At 50.7% G+C, this 17918-nt stretch carries 16 protein-coding genes; 10 read left to right on the top strand and 6 right to left on the bottom strand.

Features of this window, described 5'->3' with window-relative positions; genetic code table 11:
* Nucleotides 1–54 precede the first annotated feature (54 nt).
* Complete coding sequence (locus tag GQS10_RS07230) at nucleotides 55–192, bottom strand: YqzM family protein (protein ID WP_166240548.1); 138 nt, start codon at nucleotides 190–192, stop codon at nucleotides 55–57.
* A gap of 231 nt (nucleotides 193–423) precedes the next feature.
* Here GQS10_RS07230 and trxA point away from each other — a divergent pair, with 231 nt between their 5' ends.
* From trxA to GQS10_RS07215, 3 genes are all read left to right on the top strand, one after another.
* Entirely contained in the window at nucleotides 424–741 is a 318-nt protein-coding gene (gene trxA / locus GQS10_RS07225; protein WP_166240546.1) for a thioredoxin, read from the top strand.
* Between the two features lie 187 nt (nucleotides 742–928).
* Nucleotides 929–2896: an excinuclease ABC subunit UvrC gene (gene uvrC, locus GQS10_RS07220; RefSeq protein WP_166240544.1), complete on the top strand. Its 1968-nt coding sequence runs from the start codon at nucleotides 929–931 to the stop codon at nucleotides 2894–2896.
* Nucleotides 2897–2935: 39 nt separating this feature from the next.
* Complete coding sequence (locus tag GQS10_RS07215) at nucleotides 2936–4465, top strand: UDP-N-acetylmuramoyl-L-alanyl-D-glutamate--2,6-diaminopimelate ligase (protein WP_166240542.1); 1530 nt, start codon at nucleotides 2936–2938, stop codon at nucleotides 4463–4465.
* Here GQS10_RS07215 and GQS10_RS23635 read toward each other — a convergent pair.
* Entirely contained in the window at nucleotides 4437–6050 is a 1614-nt protein-coding gene (locus tag GQS10_RS23635) for a CPBP family glutamic-type intramembrane protease (protein ID WP_166240540.1), read from the bottom strand. The two genes, GQS10_RS07215 and GQS10_RS23635, sit on opposite strands and share 29 nt — an antisense overlap.
* Nucleotides 6051–6284: 234 nt before the next feature.
* On the opposite strand from GQS10_RS23635, the gene GQS10_RS07205 reads away from it, so the two are divergent.
* The gene (locus GQS10_RS07205; RefSeq protein ID WP_166240755.1) at nucleotides 6285–7598 is read left to right on the top strand and encodes a TrkH family potassium uptake protein; all 1314 of its coding nucleotides are present in this window, start codon (nucleotides 6285–6287) and stop codon (nucleotides 7596–7598) included.
* Between the two features lie 38 nt (nucleotides 7599–7636).
* Complete coding sequence (locus tag GQS10_RS07200) at nucleotides 7637–8302, top strand: potassium channel family protein (protein WP_166240538.1); 666 nt, start codon at nucleotides 7637–7639, stop codon at nucleotides 8300–8302.
* Here GQS10_RS07200 and GQS10_RS07195 read toward each other — a convergent pair.
* Nucleotides 8299–9195: a LysR family transcriptional regulator gene (locus tag GQS10_RS07195; RefSeq protein WP_207952177.1), complete on the bottom strand. Its 897-nt coding sequence runs from the start codon at nucleotides 9193–9195 to the stop codon at nucleotides 8299–8301. The two genes, GQS10_RS07200 and GQS10_RS07195, sit on opposite strands and share 4 nt — an antisense overlap.
* A gap of 259 nt (nucleotides 9196–9454) precedes the next feature.
* Between GQS10_RS07195 and GQS10_RS07190 the strand changes: the two genes are divergently transcribed.
* The 4 genes from GQS10_RS07190 (at nucleotide 9455) to GQS10_RS07175 (ending at nucleotide 13272) form a co-directional block, all read left to right on the top strand.
* Nucleotides 9455–10132, top strand: a complete 678-nt coding sequence (locus GQS10_RS07190; protein WP_166240536.1) for a succinate dehydrogenase cytochrome b558 subunit — start codon at nucleotides 9455–9457, stop codon at nucleotides 10130–10132.
* A 16-nt stretch (nucleotides 10133–10148) separates the two neighbouring features.
* Complete coding sequence (sdhA, locus tag GQS10_RS07185; RefSeq protein WP_166240534.1) at nucleotides 10149–11903, top strand: succinate dehydrogenase flavoprotein subunit; 1755 nt, start codon at nucleotides 10149–10151, stop codon at nucleotides 11901–11903.
* A gap of 23 nt (nucleotides 11904–11926) precedes the next feature.
* Complete coding sequence (gene sdhB / locus GQS10_RS07180; RefSeq protein WP_166240532.1) at nucleotides 11927–12691, top strand: succinate dehydrogenase iron-sulfur subunit; 765 nt, start codon at nucleotides 11927–11929, stop codon at nucleotides 12689–12691.
* Nucleotides 12692–12831: 140 nt separating this feature from the next.
* Nucleotides 12832–13272, top strand: coding sequence for a hypothetical protein (locus tag GQS10_RS07175; protein WP_166240530.1), 441 nt, complete (start codon nucleotides 12832–12834; stop codon nucleotides 13270–13272).
* Nucleotides 13273–13313: 41 nt separating this feature from the next.
* Here GQS10_RS07175 and GQS10_RS07170 read toward each other — a convergent pair whose 3' ends face one another.
* The 3 genes from GQS10_RS07170 to GQS10_RS07160 all read right to left on the bottom strand — a co-directional run bounded on the left by GQS10_RS07170 (nucleotide 13314) and on the right by GQS10_RS07160 (nucleotide 16245).
* Complete coding sequence (locus GQS10_RS07170) at nucleotides 13314–14201, bottom strand: EamA family transporter (protein WP_166240528.1); 888 nt, start codon at nucleotides 14199–14201, stop codon at nucleotides 13314–13316.
* A 292-nt stretch (nucleotides 14202–14493) separates the two neighbouring features.
* Nucleotides 14494–15300: a histidinol-phosphatase gene (locus tag GQS10_RS07165; protein WP_166240526.1), complete on the bottom strand. Its 807-nt coding sequence runs from the start codon at nucleotides 15298–15300 to the stop codon at nucleotides 14494–14496.
* Between the two features lie 42 nt (nucleotides 15301–15342).
* On the bottom strand, nucleotides 15343–16245 hold the full coding sequence (locus GQS10_RS07160; RefSeq protein ID WP_166240524.1) for a LysR family transcriptional regulator: 903 nt from the start codon (nucleotides 16243–16245) through the stop codon (nucleotides 15343–15345).
* Between the two features lie 106 nt (nucleotides 16246–16351).
* On the opposite strand from GQS10_RS07160, the gene GQS10_RS07155 reads away from it, so the two are divergent.
* On the top strand, nucleotides 16352–17911 hold the full coding sequence (locus tag GQS10_RS07155) for an MDR family MFS transporter (protein ID WP_166240522.1): 1560 nt from the start codon (nucleotides 16352–16354) through the stop codon (nucleotides 17909–17911).
* The last annotated feature ends 7 nt before the right edge of the window (nucleotides 17912–17918 follow it).

Raw genomic sequence — 17918 nt, 5'->3', positions numbered from 1 at the left:
GATCAAAAAGAAAAGCGCAGCCCAAGGGCTGCGCTTTGATGTGCCGGTTTAAGTTTAGTGCATAAGTAGTTGGATGACCGTTGCGGCTACTGCCAGCAAAAGCATAAAGCCGAACATGCCAAGAAAGCCGACTCCAGTGTCGATCAAGTCGTTTCTAGGTTCTTCGTTCACGTGTTCACGCGGATCGTTCATTGCAGGTTGTCCCTCCCTGAAGCTGCGATTCAGACGGATGCTCCCGACTGTTCCGGTTAATCATAACGATAGTATACCCAACTTCTCGGGGAATTGTAAAGCTAGTCGAATCCGGCATTCGTGACAAAATTGAGGCAAAGCGGAGAGTCGAATGTTAGGTATTGGGTTTCTTGCTGGAGTTGTGGTATACTTTTGATGTTTACTTACTTTAGATAAGGGAGGTTTTCGCAAATGGCAATTGTTAGCGTATCCGATCAATCCTTTAAGACAGAGGTTGAAGGCAGCGGAACGGTTTTGGTCGACTTTTGGGCGCCGTGGTGCGGACCTTGCAAAATGATCGCTCCAGTTCTTGAAGAGCTCGATAAAGAAATCGGTGACCAAGTGAAGATCGCGAAGGTTAACGTGGACGATAATCCGGAATCCGCGTCCCGTTTCGGCGTAATGAGCATTCCGACGCTGATCGTGTTCAAGGATGGCCAGCCGGTGGATAAAGTAGTCGGCTTCCAATCCAAAGATGCACTGAAGAGCGTTGTTACTCGCAACATGTAATCATGACTACTAAAAAGAGCTGTTCCAGCAGCCTACGGGCTGTGTGGACGGCTCTTTTTTTACGCACATTTTTGGGGATACGGGTTTTATTTAATGAAGGAAAAGGTTGTCTGTTCACACCGCTTCTAATGGGAACGCAGGTTTGGTAAAATACATTCATCATACAGATAGAGAGGAGCGAAGGCGGATGAGGGAAAACATTGGAGAACATGGAACCGAAGGCAGCCATTCGCCTGATTCCGCGGGAAGCCGGGAGAAGGTGATGGAAGCCATTCGCCAGAAGCTGGCGCTGCTGCCGGATCAGCCGGGCTGTTATTTAATGAAAAACGCCGAGGGGACCATTATCTACGTCGGTAAGGCGAAGGTGCTGAAAAACCGCGTCCGTTCATATTTTACGGGCAGCCATGGCGGCAAAACGCAGCGTCTTGTCATGGATATCGTCGACTTTGAATATATCGTGACCGCCAGCAACGTGGAAGCGCTCATTCTGGAGTGCAACCTGATCAAAAAATATAATCCGCGTTACAATGTCCTGCTTAAGGACGACAAGACGTTTCCATACATTAAAATCACGCATGAAGAGCATCCGCGCCTCGAGGTTACGCGTCGGGTATACAAGGATAAGGGGAAATATTTTGGGCCATACCCGAATGCAACAGCCGCCCAGCAAACAAAAAAATTGCTTGACCGATTATATCCTTTGCGAAAATGCCGTACACTACCTGATAAGGTATGTTTATACTATCACATCGGACAATGCATCGCCCCCTGCGAATACACGGTTCAGCCTTCCGACTACGAAACGATGGTGCAGCAGATCACCAAGTTTTTGAACGGCGGGCACGTCGAAATTAAGCAGGATCTGGAGCGCAAAATGCTAGCCGCTGCGGAGGAGCTTAATTTTGAACGGGCCAAGGAGCTGCGCGATTCCATCACACATATCGACGCCGTTATGGATATGGAAAAGCAGACGATCACGACGACGGACTCGCTGGACCGGGACGTTTTCGGCTACGCCGTGGAAAAGGGCTGGATGTGTGTACAGATTTTATATATCCGTCAAGGCAAAATGATCGAGCGCAGAGCAAGCTCCTTTCCGTACTACGGGGAGGAGTACGAGGATTTCATGACCTTCGTTACGCAGTATTACAGTGAAAATCCAGCGCTGCCGAAGGAAGTGCTGCTGCCCGAGCCGCCGGAAGAGGACGCAGCTTTGCAAGATCAGCCGGCTGGAGAGAGCGCAGCTTCCGAGGAGCAGTCGGCGGGACGCGCCGATTATACGGAAGCGCTGCAGAGCTGGCTGAAGGTTAAACTCAGCGTGCCCAAGCGCGGGGACAAGAAAAAGATGATTGATATGGCATGCGGTAACGCGAAGATTACGCTGGATGAGAAGTTCCGCCTTGCCGCGCGGGATGAGGAGCGGACCATGAAGGCAGCGGAATCGCTCGGCGAGCGTCTTGGCATCGGTTCGGCCGGGCGGATTGAAGCCTTTGATAACTCGAACATTCAAGGCACGAACCCGGTTTCCGCTATGGTTGTTTTTACAGATGGAAAGCCGGACCGCAAGGAATACCGCAAATACAAGATCAAAACGGTCCAGGGCGCGAACGACGTCGGAACGATGAAGGAAGTCATCCGCAGACGGTATGAAAGAGTTTTAAAGGAAGGGCTTCCTTTGCCCGATCTGATCGTGGTCGATGGCGGCAGGGGACAGCTGGCTGCGGCTATCGACGTACTTGAGAACGAGCTTGGCCTATACGTTCCGGTTTGCGGTCTCGTAAAAGACGAAAAGCATAAAACGGCTCAGCTGATGACTGGGGATCCGCCGGAGATCGTGCCGCTGCCGCGCGACAGCCAGGAGTTTTATTTGCTGCAGCGAATTCAAGAAGAGGTTCACCGCTTCGCGATCACATTCCACCGGGAAACGAGGGCCAAGTCGATGACGGTATCGCTGCTCGATTCGATCCCGGGGATCGGCGAGAAGCGCCGGAAGCTGCTTTTGAAGCAATTTGGCTCCGTGAAAAAAATGCGGGAAGCCGCTGTAGAAGATTTTCGGCAGCTGGGCATCGGCGACAAGCTGGCCCGGCAAATTTTATCCGCACTGCGGGAGGAGCCTCCTGCAGGCGAACAAGAAGCAGGGGAAGATCAAGAATAGAACAGCAATAGAATCATCATGCCAACCGGAGGTTTTTCCATGCGTTTATCTGAGCTGCTTCAACCGCTTCTTCTATTCAAAATCGTTTCGTCCGGATCGCCTATCAACGCTGATCCGGTGATTCGCGGCATTACGGCGGATTCGCGCCGTATCCGCGAAGGAGATTTATTTATTTGTTTGCCTGGCGCATTATGCGACGGGCATGATTTTGCGGCGGAGGCGGCTTCGAACGGGGCAGCTGCTGTATTAGGAGAACGCATGGCTCTGGGATTGGATGCTGTATCCATTCCCTTTATTCAGGTGCCGGATTCGCGCAGAGCGATGGCGGTGCTTGCCGACCGTTTTTACGCCAGGCCATCGGCTCATTTGCGGATGATCGGGGTCACGGGTACGAACGGCAAAACGACGGTAACACATATGATTCGGGATATTCTCGAAGCGGACCAGCGGAAAACCGGCCTGATCGGAACACTGAACATGACCGTAGGGCAGTACAGCGAGCCGACGGCCAATACGACGCCCGACGCTTTGGAGCTGCAGCGGATGCTGCATGTGATGCGCCGGGAGGGCGCTTCCCATGCGGTGCTGGAGGTTTCTTCCCACGCACTGGCTATGGGCAGAGTGAGATCGGTCGATATGGACATCGCAGTATTTACAAATTTGACGCATGATCATCTGGATTACCATGAAACGATGGATCAGTACCGGAATGCGAAGGCGCATTTGTTTGCACAGCTGGACAATGCCTGCCGTCCGAACGGAACGAAGTTTGCCATCTTGAATGGAGATGAGCCTGCGTCGTTTTATTATGGCTCGCAAACCGCCGCACAGGTGATTCGTTATGCCATCGACAACAATGAGGCGGAGGTGCGGGCATCCGACGTTGAGCTGCGGCCGGATGGCTCCCGCGCTCGCGTCGATACGATGAAGGGCAGCTTTGAGCTGAGCCTGCAGGTGCCCGGCTTGTTTAACATTTACAATGCTTTGGCTGCCGCTGCCGCTTGTCTTGTCGAAGGCGTGCCGCTTGAAACGATCCGCGGGTCGCTCGAGCGCTTTGGCGGCGTGAAAGGGCGGTTCCAGCGTCTGCAGGCCGGTCAGCCGTTCAGCCTGCTGATCGACTACGCCCATAACCCGGACGGCCTGCGCAATGTGCTGCAGGCGGCCAAAACGTTTACACGCGGCCGGGTCGTTTGCGTCGTCGGCTGTGAAGGCGACCGGGACCGGCCGAAGCGTCCGGTCATGGCCGAGATCGCTGCTTTACATGCCGACTTGGCGGTCTTTACGTCGGATAATACACGCTCCGAGCAGCCGGAGGCCATTTTGCACGAAATGAACGCCGGTCTGGCGGACAAGCCGGAGCTCGCGTGCAAAACGGTCTCGATCGCCGACCGCCGCGAAGCGATATATTACGCGCTGAGGCAGGCGGAATACGCCGACGACTGTGTGATCATTGCAGGCAAGGGACATGAAGCGTACCAAATCGTCGGGGATAAAAAAATCCCTTTCGACGATGCGCTCGTCGCAAGGGATGCGGTACAACTTATTCTAGAGGAACGGGGGCTGCGCTAGGCGGCCTCTTTTTCTTATAATAGGCGGCAAGAAGCCAGCCGACGATTGCAGGGAACACAAGATAGAAGAGACCTGAAAGAGCGGATACGGTGTCGCCAAGCGACATGACGGAAAGCCCCATCAAAATGCTGTCCATGGCCGCATGCGCAAATACAACCGTAATGAAGCCGAATTTTAAGAACAAGTAGCCGAACAATATTCCTAAAACCGTAACCTCAATCAACCGCGTGTAGGATGGATAGATCGGATACTGCACATGACCAAGCGCCCAAATGACACTGGACAGCAGTACGGCAAGCGGCCGGAAACGCAGCAGCTTTGTAAATAAAGCAATTCCGAAAAGACGGTAAACCGCTTCCTCTTCGATGGCGGCAACCCAAGCCATCAGCGGGAACAGTATCGGATAATTCATGTTATAAGGCGAAGACATCGCATCGACGGTAGCCCATACGGAGAATCCCCGTTCCGCTATGAAGAACAGCATCGCTTGGACGCCCAGCAGCATAAAGCAAATCCAGTAGCCCTGCTGCACGCCTTCGGAAATTCTTGAGGATAACCCAGTCTCGCGTGTTCCCGGCCACAGCTTCCAGCCGTCGAGCCTCCACATTTTTTCCCCGCTAACAAACGAGAAATATAATGCCGTACCAAGAAGAATGACAATTACATTCGTAAACATCATGTAGAACAGGGCCATCGCGTCGGAATACTCGCCCTGCTCGAATACGGACATTTTAAAGCCCGGGTACATATTCGCATTCATTGTAAAATAAATCAGGATAAACAATACTGTCATCACAAGCCCGCGCCGCCATTGGTTTTCCTTCCGTTTCAAGAACAGAAACACGATTGCGGCAATGCCCATAAAGGCCGTAGCCCACAGATGGATGCTGCCCATAAAGGCACCGAGCTCGTCATGCTCCGTTTTATACGCCAGAAACTCAGGCGGTACCGTATAGTCCACATCCCACGATAGAATCGTCTGACCTTGCAGCTTAGCAGTAAACCGCACACCGGCTTCGGCAAAAAACGGCTTTACGGTTTCAACGACAATCTGTTCCGCACTATCGGCCAAGAATCGAACGTCCTGCTCGCTAAGGTTATATGTGGCCAGCTGATCCAGCACCGTTTGCTTTGCCCTAGCACCGCTCGTACTCTCTGCCTTTACGATTGCATCGGGAACAACCTTCCATTCCACTGCCCTCCCTGAGCGCATATCGATATCGATAAAGTAAGCGCGCTCGGAGGCTGGCTCCTGAAGCTCAACTAAGAACGAATCAAGCGGGAATCGCTGCTCGATTTCATTTCCGTATTGTACCGTTCCATTCTCTTTCTCCACATAGCCGATCATTGCTGCGTCAGCGCGGTACGAAATGAACGATTTCCATCCTTGCGTATCCCTTTTGAAGTACTCGGCTATAAACTGCCGGGCCTTCTGCTCCGCCTCCTGCTTCGTAAGCAGCTGAACCTGATTCAGCTGTTGAGCTTCGGGCGATGTAAATGCAGGGATAAGGCTGAAGCAAAAATACAAGATAAGTCCAATAATCCCCAATGTGCCGAGCTTCCCCGGCTTCCAAGAATTACTCACGAAAACGCTCCTTTCCCGCGGCCTTCCTGTACTGTAAATCGAGCATAAGAAAGCAACATTTGTCCTATGATAAGGAAATCTACGGTTTTTGGCTGAAAATATGCCTCTTTTCCGCTAATACGCCTTTGTGAAGCTTAGGTTTCTCCGATATAATCTTACTATTGCGCTTTGGGATTAACAATCTTTCCCTAAATAGAGGTGTTTGTGTTGAATGTACCAAATTGGATTTCCCGGATGTCGCCGCCGCAAATATTGGTGATCGGGTTTGCGCTTATTATTATGGTAGGAACCGGTCTTCTCATGCTGCCGATTTCAAGCGCGAGCGGCCACTCTCTGAACTTTATCGATGCCCTTTTTACAGCTACCTCGGCGACCTGCGTGACGGGACTCGTTGTCGTTGACACAGGAACGTATTTTTCTGCGTTCGGGCAAGTGGTCATTATGGGCTTGATCCAAATCGGTGGACTCGGCTTCATGACGATGGCGACTCTGTTCGCGTTTGCTTTCAAAAAGAAGATTTCTCTCCGCGAGCGCTTGATTTTGCAGGAGGCGATGAATCAGACGAGCATGGAAGGGATTGTCCGGCTGATCCGGAAGGTCGTTCAGTATTCGGTTACGATTGAACTCATTGGAGCCTTGTTATTTTCCATTCGTTTTGCTTTTGACATGCCTGTTGGCCGTGCTATTTATTTTGGAGTGTTCCATGCGGTGTCGCTGTTTAACAATGCCGGCTTTGACTTAATGGGCGAATTCCGCAGCTTGATGCCTTACGCAGAGGATACACTCGTCAATGTGGTTGCTTGTGGGCTCATTATTTTGGGGGGCATCGGGTTTATTGTTATGGCGGACGTACTGGAATTCCGCAGGACCCGAAGACTGTCCTTACATTCAAAAGTAGTTTTGAGCGCAAGTGCAATCTTAATCGCGTTTGCCACCATTGTCATTTTTATTTTTGAGTTTTCCAATGCGAAGACGCTTGGCGCGCTAAGTGCTCCGGGCAAGCTGCTGGCATCGTTTTTCCAAGCAGTCACGCCGCGTACGGCAGGTGCCAATACGATTGACATCGCAGGCATGAGGCAGGCTACGCAGTTCTTTTTCATCGTTCTCATGTTTATCGGGGCTTCGCCGGGATCGACAGGCGGTGGAATCAAGACGACGACGTTTACTACTCTGGTAGGCGCCGTGCTGGCGATGATCCGAGGCAAGGAGGACATTGTATTGTTCCGGCAGCGCCTTGGCAAAGATCGAATTTTAAAGGCGACGACGATAACGCTGCTTGCCCTCGGACTCGTCGTGTTTGTTTCCATGCTGCTGTCTACGACGGAGGATCACCAATTTTTAATGATCTTGTTTGAGGTTACTTCCGCCTTTGGGACGGTGGGGTTGTCGATGGGATTGACGCCGCAGCTGACGTTATTCGGAAAAGTAATGATTGTGCTGACGATGTTTGCAGGTAGACTTGGACCGCTTACACTGGCGTACGCTCTTAATCCGAAATCGGAAAAAGAATTGTATCGGTATGCCGAAGGTAAAATAACAATAGGCTAGCAAGAGACACATAATTTAGAGAGATAGGGGATACAACAATGCCTTCACAAACTCAATATGCGGTGATCGGCTTGGGGCGGTTTGGCTCCAGCGTCGCCAAGCAGTTGATGAAGCACGGGTATCAAGTGCTGGGAATTGATGAAAGCGAGGAGATCGTCGATGATTTAAGCGAAGCGCTGACGCATACGGTTGCGGCGGACGCGACGGACGAGGACGTGCTGAGGGCACTCGGCATCCGCAATTTCGACGTCGTCGTGGTGGCGATCGGCAGCGATATCCAAGCAAGCATCCTGATCGCGATTTTGTGTAAGGATCTTGGGGTGAAAAAGGTTGTGGCCAAAGCGGTAACGGAGCTTCACGGACGCGTACTGGAAAAGGTAGGCGTGGACCGGATTATTTATCCGGAGCGGGATATGGGCATCCGCGTGGCTAATCAGCTGGCAACGCCGAACCTGCTTGACTACATCGAGCTGTCTGACAAGTATACGATCGCCGAGCTTTCGGTACCAAGCAAGCTGGACGGCGTGACGCTGAAGGACTTAGATCCGCGGGCCAGATATGGCTGCAGTATTGTCGCCATTAATAAAACGGACGGCGTCATCATCGCGCCGACCGCCGCCGATACGCTGCAGGAACGCGATGTGATGGTGGTTATCGGCACCAACGAGCAAATCGAGCGCTTCGAGCATGCGGTTGAAGACTAATATTTGATATATTCCTGCAGCGTTAAATCGATCAGCTCGCGGACAGAAGGACTGAGCGCTTCGCGATCCCCGAAAATGAGGGAAGTAACCCGTTTCAGCTGCTCTAGCTCGGGAATGTGAATAACGATTAACCCATTGTTCTGCAGCTGATTTGCATTTACATACGATCTTGGCAGCAAGGTGGCGTAGCCGCAGGTTGCTGAAAGCCGGATCATGGCTTCGAAGGAATCGATTTCCATTTTTACGTCGGGGACGATTCCGTGCTGCTCGAATAAATCGTCGACAAGCTTGCGGTACCAGGTTCCTTTTGAAAACAAGATCATCGGCAGTCCGTGCAGGTCCTTCAAAGACCATCCGGCCGGGCTCCCGGCAAAGCTGTGGTGATCCGGTGCGATGAGCATGAGCTTGTCTTCAAGCAGCGGAATCGATGATAAATCGGGTTCATTTACTTCCTGTGCGACGACTCCGATATCAACGCGTTTTTGCAGGACAAGCTCGACAATTTCGTGTGTTTTTCCGGTAACGACCTTGACATCGAGATCCGTTTTCCGCGAGTTGAGGAAGGACAGCAGATCGGGAAGGGTGGACTGGAGTGTCGTAAGGCTGGCTCCGATCATCACTCTTGGGTTTTGCGGCGTTTTGAATTCGGAAAGCATTCGCATATAGCGTTCCTGAAGATTGCGCATTTCGACCGCATACTCGTAGGTCAAATGTCCGATCCGGGTCAGCTCAAGCCGCTTGCCCTTGCGGTAGAACAGCTTGACGCCGAGCTCTTCCTCGAGGCCGGCGATCTTCCGGGATAAGGCCGGCTGGGACAGGTTCAGCTTTTCCGATGCTTTATTCATGCTTTGATTTTCGACAATGGCAGCAAAAATATCGAAGTGTTCAATCATTCTGTTTCTCCTTATGATGATTTTGCATAAAAAGTTATCCGAACTTTGCACTACCATTATAAGCGAAATGGAGTTACTATTATAGCAATAAATTGTTCACAGTTTGTTCAAAAGACGTTGAGGGTCGTCTTTTTTGCTTTCAGGCACCATTTTGTTGACGCTTTCCTACCGGGGAAGTAGAATGAAAGATGGTGTTTTTGAGCGTGGTGGACAATTTTCAACACCATTCGCCAAACGAGATGAGGGGGATTTACGGAACATGAAAGGGAATTCGTATTTTTACCGCAAGCTTCACTCGCTGCTCGGCGTCATCCCGCTGGGATTCTTTATCGTCGAGCATCTAATTACGAACTATGCGGCGCATCAACGTGGGGCAGAGGGCTTCTACGAAGCGGTTGAAAAGCTTCATCATCTTCCGCTGATCTTGGTATTGGAGATCGTCGGCATTTGGCTGCCGCTTCTATACCATGGCGTTTACGGTCTCTATGTAGCATACACGTCCAATGCGAATGTAAACCGGTATTCTTATTTCCGGAATATGATGTTTACACTGCAGCGCGTGACCGGTGTCATTACGCTCGTATTCGTTGCGTGGCACTTCTGGCAAACGCGTATGCAAATTGCGCTCGGACAAGTTGCACAAGAAGAAGTGGGCAGTGTAATTCACTCCGTAGCGACAAGCCCGCTGATGTTTACGATTTATGTCATCGGTATTGTTGCCGCCGTATTCCACTTCTGTAACGGCATGTGGTCGTTCCTGGTGGCATGGGGCGTTACGGTTGGTCCGCGTGCACAGCGCGTATCCTCTTATATTTGGATGACATTATTCGTCGTCATGTCCGTCATGTTCATTCTTTCTCTCCGTGCATTTGCGGATGAAGAGTTTGCGCATACGGCTTTCAATACGGTACAAACAGCAGTTGCTTATCTACAGTAAAGGAGAGTGAACGGTCATGGCGAAATCGAAAGTTATTATCGTCGGCGGAGGTTTGGCCGGCTTAATGGCAGCCGTAAAGGTTGCGGAAGCTGGAGTGCACGTCGATTTGTTTTCGCTCGTTCCTGTGAAGCGTTCGCACTCGGTGTGCGCGCAGGGCGGCATTAATGGAGCAGTAAATACAAAAGGTGAAGGCGATTCCCCTTGGGAACACTTTGACGATACAGTATACGGCGGGGACTTCCTTGCGAACCAGCCGCCGGTTAAAGCGATGTGTGACGCTGCGCCTGGCATCATTCACTTGATGGACCGGATGGGCGTTATGTTTAACCGTACGCCGGAGGGCTTGCTTGACTTCCGTCGTTTCGGCGGAACGAAGCACCACCGTACAGCATTCGCAGGGGCAACGACAGGCCAGCAGCTGCTGTACGCGCTTGACGAGCAGGTTCGCCGTTGGGAAACGGCGGGGCTCGTGCAGAAGTACGAGCACTGGGAGTTCACGTCTGCAGTTGTGGACGATGACGGCATTTGCCGCGGGATTACGGCGCAGGATCTGCGCAGCATGGAAATCCGCGAGTTTAAAGCAGACGCGGTAATCTTGGCGACAGGCGGCCCTGGTATTATTTTCGGCAAATCGACGAACTCGGTTATTAATACGGGTACAGCTGCTTCTGCTGTGTACCAGCAGGGCGTATACTATGCGAACGGCGAATTTATCCAGATTCACCCGACGGCAATTCCGGGCGACGACAAGCTTCGTTTGATGTCCGAATCGGCGCGCGGTGAAGGCGGACGCGTATGGACGTACAAGGACGGCAAGCCATGGTACTTCCTTGAGGAAAAATACCCGGCTTACGGAAACCTCGTTCCGCGTGATATCGCAACTCGCGAAATTTTCCACGTTTGTGTCGACTTGAAGCTCGGCATCAACGGCGAAAACATGGTTTACCTTGATCTTTCGCATAAGGATCCGAAGGAGCTTGACGTTAAGCTCGGCGGTATCATTGAAATTTACGAGAAGTTCATGGGTGATGATCCGCGTAAGATTCCGATGAAGATCTTCCCGGCGGTTCACTACTCGATGGGCGGACTGTGGGTCGACTACAACCAAATGACGAACATCCCGGGCTTGTTTGCTGCAGGGGAGTGCGATTATCAATATCACGGTGCCAACCGTCTCGGCGCGAACTCGCTGCTTTCTTCGATTTTCGGCGGCATGGTTGCAGGACCGAAGGCGCTGGAGTACATCAAGGGCTTGAAGAAGTCCGCTGAGGACGTTTCTAGCACGGTATTTGACCGCGAGAAGCAGAAGCAGACGGCTGCATACGAAGCGCTCCTTAAGATGGACGGCAACGAAAATGCATACGTGCTTCATAAAGAGCTTGGCGAAGTGATGATCGACAACATGACGGTTGTACGTTACAACAAGAAGCTTGAAGAAACCATCGCTAAGATCAAAGAGCTGAAAGAGCGTTACCAAAAGATCAACATTACTGATACTGCACGCTGGAGCAACCAAGGCGTACCGTTTACCCGCCAGCTTTGGAACATGTTAGAGCTTGCGGAAGCGATGACGCTGGGCGCTTTGATGCGTAATGAGAGCCGCGGCGCTCACTATAAGCCGGAATTCCCGGATCGTAATGACGAGGAATTCATGAAAACAACGAAAGCGAAGTGGACGGCCGAAGGTCCGGAAATTTCGTATGAAGAAATCGACGTATCGCTCATTAAACCGCGTAAGCGCGATTACACCACGGATAAAAAATCCAACTAAGAATGAAGGGGGAGAAATGAGCCATGGCTGATACAAATGTAAAAAACCGGACGATTAAAATGTCGGTAACGCGTCAGGAAAGCAGCGATTCCCGTCCGTATACGGAAGAATTCGAGATTCCTTACCGCCCGAATATGAACGTGATCAGCGCGCTGATGGAAATTCAGCGCAACCCGAAGAACGCAACCGGTAAAGAAACAACGCCGGTATGCTGGGAGTCCAACTGTCTTGAAGAAGTTTGCGGCGCCTGCTCGATGGTGATCAACGGCAAGCCACGCCAAGCATGTACGGCGCTTGTCGACAAGCTGGAGCAGCCGATTCGCATTCAGCCGATGAGCACGTTCCCGGTCATCCGCGACCTTGTCATTAACCGTGAGCGCATGTTTAACGCGCTGAAGAAGGTTAAGGCGTGGATTCCGATCGACGGAACCTATGACCTGGGTCCAGGTCCGCGGATGGCGGAAACAAAGCGCCAGTGGGCGTATGAGCTTTCCAAGTGCATGACGTGCGGCGTATGCCTCGAAGCATGCCCGAACGTAAACGAGCGCAACAGCTTTATCGGGCCTCACGCGGTTTCACAGGTGCGTTTGTTCAATGCCCACCCAACAGGTGAAATGAACAAAGAGGAGCGCCTTGAGGCATTGATGACGGACGACGGCATCGAAGGCTGCGGTAACTCGCAGAACTGCGTGATGTCTTGTCCGAAGGGCATTCCGTTGACGACATCGATTGCAGCGATGAACCGTGAAACGACCAAACACTTGTTTATGAAGTGGTTGGGCAACTAGACAAAGCATAAGGCGCGAAAGCGTAAATAAAAATAGGTCGGGCTCTTGCGGTGTTTACGCAAGGCTCGACCTTAATTTTTGAGCTGATAGAGGTGTTTTATTTGGATAATAATACATATTTGTACAACTATTCCGTTCGAATGCTGAGATATAATATTCCTTCCATTGCTATAGTAATTTTACTCAATATACTCTTATACTTTGTTATCCCTAATAAAGTCGTCGCCGTTCTTGTTGGAGGAATTCTAGGGCATTTCTTTTTAACTTTTAATTGTCTATATATTGAGCATAAAATAATGGAAGGTCCTCTTACAGGGGAAAAGGTTAGGAACCTGATTAAAGAAATAAATCAATCTTTACCAAGATCACAGCGTGTTGTCTTAAGTAGAATCTCATTGTTGCTTAGGTTTTCTCCGGTAGTTATTTTCCCATTTATTGTAGATAGTGTGTGGTGGGGGATCCTACATGGATTTATTTATGGGTATTTATTGGCCTTCTCGTTTTATTTAATAAAAGGTTCAATGATGTTGATACTTAACAAAAATAAAAATGACGCTTCCTCCAATGTTACTCCTATGTAATCTTTTTTCGTTCCACAATCTATTTTGCAATGAAGAACGGCTTACCGTACCAGTACAAGCCCGAGCACGAGCAGGGACAGCGCGGCTGTTTGTTTTAGGGTAAGCCGTTCCCGGTAAAGGAGAATCGCCCCAAATACCAGGACAAGACTATTCGTTGCAAAGATCGGAGCGACAATATTGGCTTGCCCATCTACAAGCGCTACCGAATACAGCTGCATACCGGCATAGGAGCAAACTCCCGCTGCTAAACCCCAGAGAAACCCAATTTTACCCGCGTCTCGCCGAAGGTTTGAGTCAGAAGAAGCTGATTCTGCGCTAGAGTTTGAACCGTAACTGCGAGTCATGATTTTACCCGCGAACCAAACAAGTGAAAAGAAATAAGCAATGAAGAGAATCGTCGTATTCGGCATGTTGAGCTCCTGTGTTACCTTTAAACCGCCGTTTCGGAACGTAAACAACAGAATAGCGAGTAAAATAAAGACGAACCATCGTTTTTCACGTATCGTCAAAGCCTCACCAGGCCGTAAAGAAATAAGCACGACCGCAGTCAGCAGGCAGGCAATTCCGAGCCACTCGGAGCCGCTTAATGTCTCCCCGTACCACAGCATGGACATCGCAATAATCAGTACGATATTCGTGTTGGTTAAAGGCGACGTAAGACTTGCCGGACCGTAATCCAACGCCTTCATAAAGACGGCATTCCCCCAAGCCGAGCCGATCCCTACGATCAAGCCGGCAGCCCATATCCGCCAATCGTCAAAAACGATATTTCCCTCCGCTAGCGCGTTAATCAAAAAGCCAACCGTGCCCGTTGTATAAAGGCCAAGCAGAAGCTCATCATGGCGTCCGCCCTTTGCTTGGCTGATTTTCATAAATAGGCCGGCAAAGCCAAAAACAATGGCGCTAAGTAGCGCAATGACATACCACATACATCAACGATTCGACCGACGCCGCAGCCTTCGGTCCTCTCCTGTTAAAATTGTGACTTTGACTCCCGTATGAAATTATATCATGCCATTAACTATTGTGAAAAAAGGATCAGCTGATGCAAGCCTCGATGTATTCATATGAATCCATTAGTAGAAGAGGGGGATGGAAGGACAATACAAAACGAGATTTTGTTGTGATCGAGGTATGCAGTAAAGGAAGGGGAGCCGCTGCAATCGTTACCGCACAGCTTTGGCACTGGCGGTAACGGAATAAAGACTTGGCGGCACTAGATTATAGGGGGACGGCAATACGCTTGCGCTGGCGGAAATAAACCCATTGGCTAAACCCGATTTCTTTCAGCCGCTTGGCTACCTGGTCCCATTCATCGCCTACACGATCCGGTACATGGGCGTCGGAGCCGAAGGTAACCTGGACATTATAATGCAGCGCGCGTTCTAATATCGAATCGGACGGGTACCAGCCGCCGCAGTCTTTGGTTTTGCCCGACGTGTTAATTTCAATGGCAATATCGGCCTCGCCAATGACCTTTAACGTTTTGTCCACAGCATCGGTCTGAATATCGGAAAAGGCGGGATAAAATCCCTTCATCGCGTCGATATGGCCAAGAATATCAAACATACCGCTCTTTGCGGATTCGGTAATTAAGCGGTAGTATTCTTCCTTATGGGCGATCTTTTCCTTCTCCGTCAATCCGTTCCAACGTCGCTTATTAAAGATGCTAACGCCGCCCGATTGGTGTACAGAGCCAATAATATAGTCGAATGGGTACCGCTCATACACCTCTTTATATACCTGTGCGTGCTCTGGAAAAAAGTCCGATTCCACCCCAAGCAGCACTTCAATGCGTCCGGCATATTCCTGCTTCAGCCGGAGCACCTCGTCGATGTAATTCGGAAAATCGCTTTTGGCCATCGTAATTTTCGGCCAGGGGTGATCTTTCTTTTCCCCGAAATAAGGGGAGTGATCGGAAATGCCGATAACACCGAGGCCATGGCGAATCGCCGCTTCAATATAATCGCGGATGCCGCCTTCCGCATGTCCGCAGCGGTCATGATGCGTATGTAAATCAAACTTCATGCTGGTGCTCCTTCCTTCAACTGGATCCTGAGTGTATTGTGCTCACTCCGTGCCTAAAAATTGCGTCTCCGGCATACCTTTTAAATCGCGTAAAAACTGCTGCATCGCCGAATTGAGGTAACGGCTCGATTTATAGATGACGCCGACAGGGTGTGTAATTTCCAATTCATTTACATGAATCAGCTTCAGTGTTCCCTGCTTCAGTTCTTTCAATATGGAAAGATTGGAAATAATTCCGGCCCCGAGGTTTAATTCAACCATCCGCTTAACTTCCTCGCTGCTCGACAGCTCCATCACGATTTGCGGCGTAATGTTATATCTCGCAAAAATATTGTCGACGAACCTCCGTCCTGCCGTTTCCGGTGCAAGCATGACAAACGGCACGTCCCGAAGAGCTTCGATTGTCGTATGCCGGTGCTTCGAAAGCGGATGCTCGGGGGAAACGACAAGCTCGAACGTATCATAGTAGAGAACGGATGATTCGAGATTCGGATGCTTTTCAAACAGGTAAGCGATGCCAATATCGATGATACCGTTTTCTACGCTTGTCATAATTTGGGAAGAAGGCATCGAATGTATTGTTGTTTTAATCAGGGGAAAAGAATCTTGAAAATAAGACAACACGCGCGGCAATATTTGCATCGCAATCGAGGTCGTCGTTCCCAGCTGGATATGTCCCTGAGGGGTTTGGTTAATATCGTCCAGCTTTTGCTTGAGATCGCTTACGATTTGCAGTACCTGTTCGGCATGCTCCAAAAAAAGCTTCCCGCTGTCGGTCAATCCGACCGGCTGGTTGCGGTCCACAAGAATGGCTCCGAATTCTTCTTCCAAGCTGCGGATTTGCGCCGATACCGCCGGTTGCGTTAAATTCAGCAGCTCCGCCGCTTTACGGAAGCTCATCGTTTTCGAAACGGTGACAAAGGTCTCAAGCTGATTTAAATTCATGCAAACACCTCCCGATTCAAGCCTATACTATTCATGTTACCAAAATTTGAAGAGTTGCAAAACCAAAAGTATAATAGGGCTATTGCAAAGGAGTGGAGATGAAACGATGGATCGGTCAAAAACGAATATGAAAGCGGCGGTGCTCGGTCTAGCGCTAGCTTTATTTATGGCGGCTCTGGATCAGACAATCGTCGCAACGGCCATGCCTACGATCGTGGCGGAGCTGGGCGGTCTGGAATATTTTACTTGGGTGTTCTCCGCTTATATGATTGCAACGGTTGTAGCAACGCCGATATTCGGAAAGCTCTCGGATATGTACGGAAGGAAGCTGTTTTTTCTAGCTGGCCTCATTGTGTTTATGATCGGGTCCGCGCTTTGCGGTTTGGCTACAACGATGACGGAGCTGATTATTTACCGCGCGGTTCAAGGGATTGGCGGCGGGGCGTTGATGCCGATCGTATTTACGATCATTTTTGATATTTTTCCGCCCGAGAAGGGAGGAAAAATGCAGGGGCTGTTCGGCGCCGTATTCGGCTTGTCCAGCGTACTTGGGCCAAGCCTCGGGGCATTTTTTACCGATCATGTCCATTGGACCTGGAACTTTTACATAAATCTTCCGCTCGGCGTCATCTCGATTGGATTAATAATATGGGGTTATCATGAATCCCGGGAAAAAAGAAAGCAGCGCATCGATTGGCTGGGGGCGGTAATGCTTACGGCAGCCATACTAAGCTTAATGTTCGCTCTGGAGCTTGGCGGAACGAAGGTGAACGGCGTCCTCTATGAATGGGGATCGTGGCAAATTATCGGTTTGTTTGCTGTTTTTGCGGTGCTGCTGGTCGTGTTTTTACTATGGGAGGCGAAGGTGAGCGAGCCGATTATTCAGCTTGCCCTATTCCGTAACCCATTGTTTACCTCAAGTAATTTTGTCAGCTTCTTTTATGGCGCGGTGCTTATTTCGGCGGCCACCTATATCCCGCTATTTGTGCAGGGGGTACTGGGCGGTTCGGCGACCACCTCGGGCACCATCTTAACACCGATGCAGCTGAGCGTCGTAGTGAGCAGTGTCTTTGGCGGGCGGCTGATCGGGAAAACCTCCTACCGCAACATCATGCTCGGCTCGGTGACACTGCTGCTGATCAGTATGGTGCTGCTCGCGGGGCTTGGCGTTGGAACGCAAAGATGGACCGTCACGGCATATATGATCTTGCTCGGGCTTGGGATTGGCGTATCGTTCAGCGTGCTGAACTTGTCCGCACTCCATAAGGTAGAGGACCGTTATAAAGGCTCGGTAACCTCCATGATCGTATTTTTCCGTACGATTGGCTCCGCGCTGGGTGTTACCGTTCTAGGTGCGATTCAAAAGCATTCGCTTAGCATAAATCTCGAACAGTCGCTTGGGGCGGCGGCGTCCAGCCAGATCGGCGATCCGCGGCTGCTGCTGCAGCCGGAATTCCGCGCAGGGGTTTCCCCGGAGGCTTTGGGAAAAATGACGGAAGCTTTAGCCGGATCCATTGCCAATGTGTATCTACTCTGCATCGTGTTCCCGGTCCTGTCCTTCGTGTTTATTATGATGATGGGCAGCGCGAAGCTGGAGTTTCCCTCCAGAGGAGGTCAGAAAAGCCCTGGCGGCAGCGGGGAAACCGGGCCTGCCACGACGCACTGACGCTTGG

Source organism: Paenibacillus turpanensis (assembly GCF_011421635.1).
Lineage (GTDB): Bacteria > Bacillota > Bacilli > Paenibacillales > YIM-B00363 > Paenibacillus_AK > Paenibacillus_AK turpanensis.
This window is presented reverse-complemented; position numbering and strand designations above follow the sequence as displayed.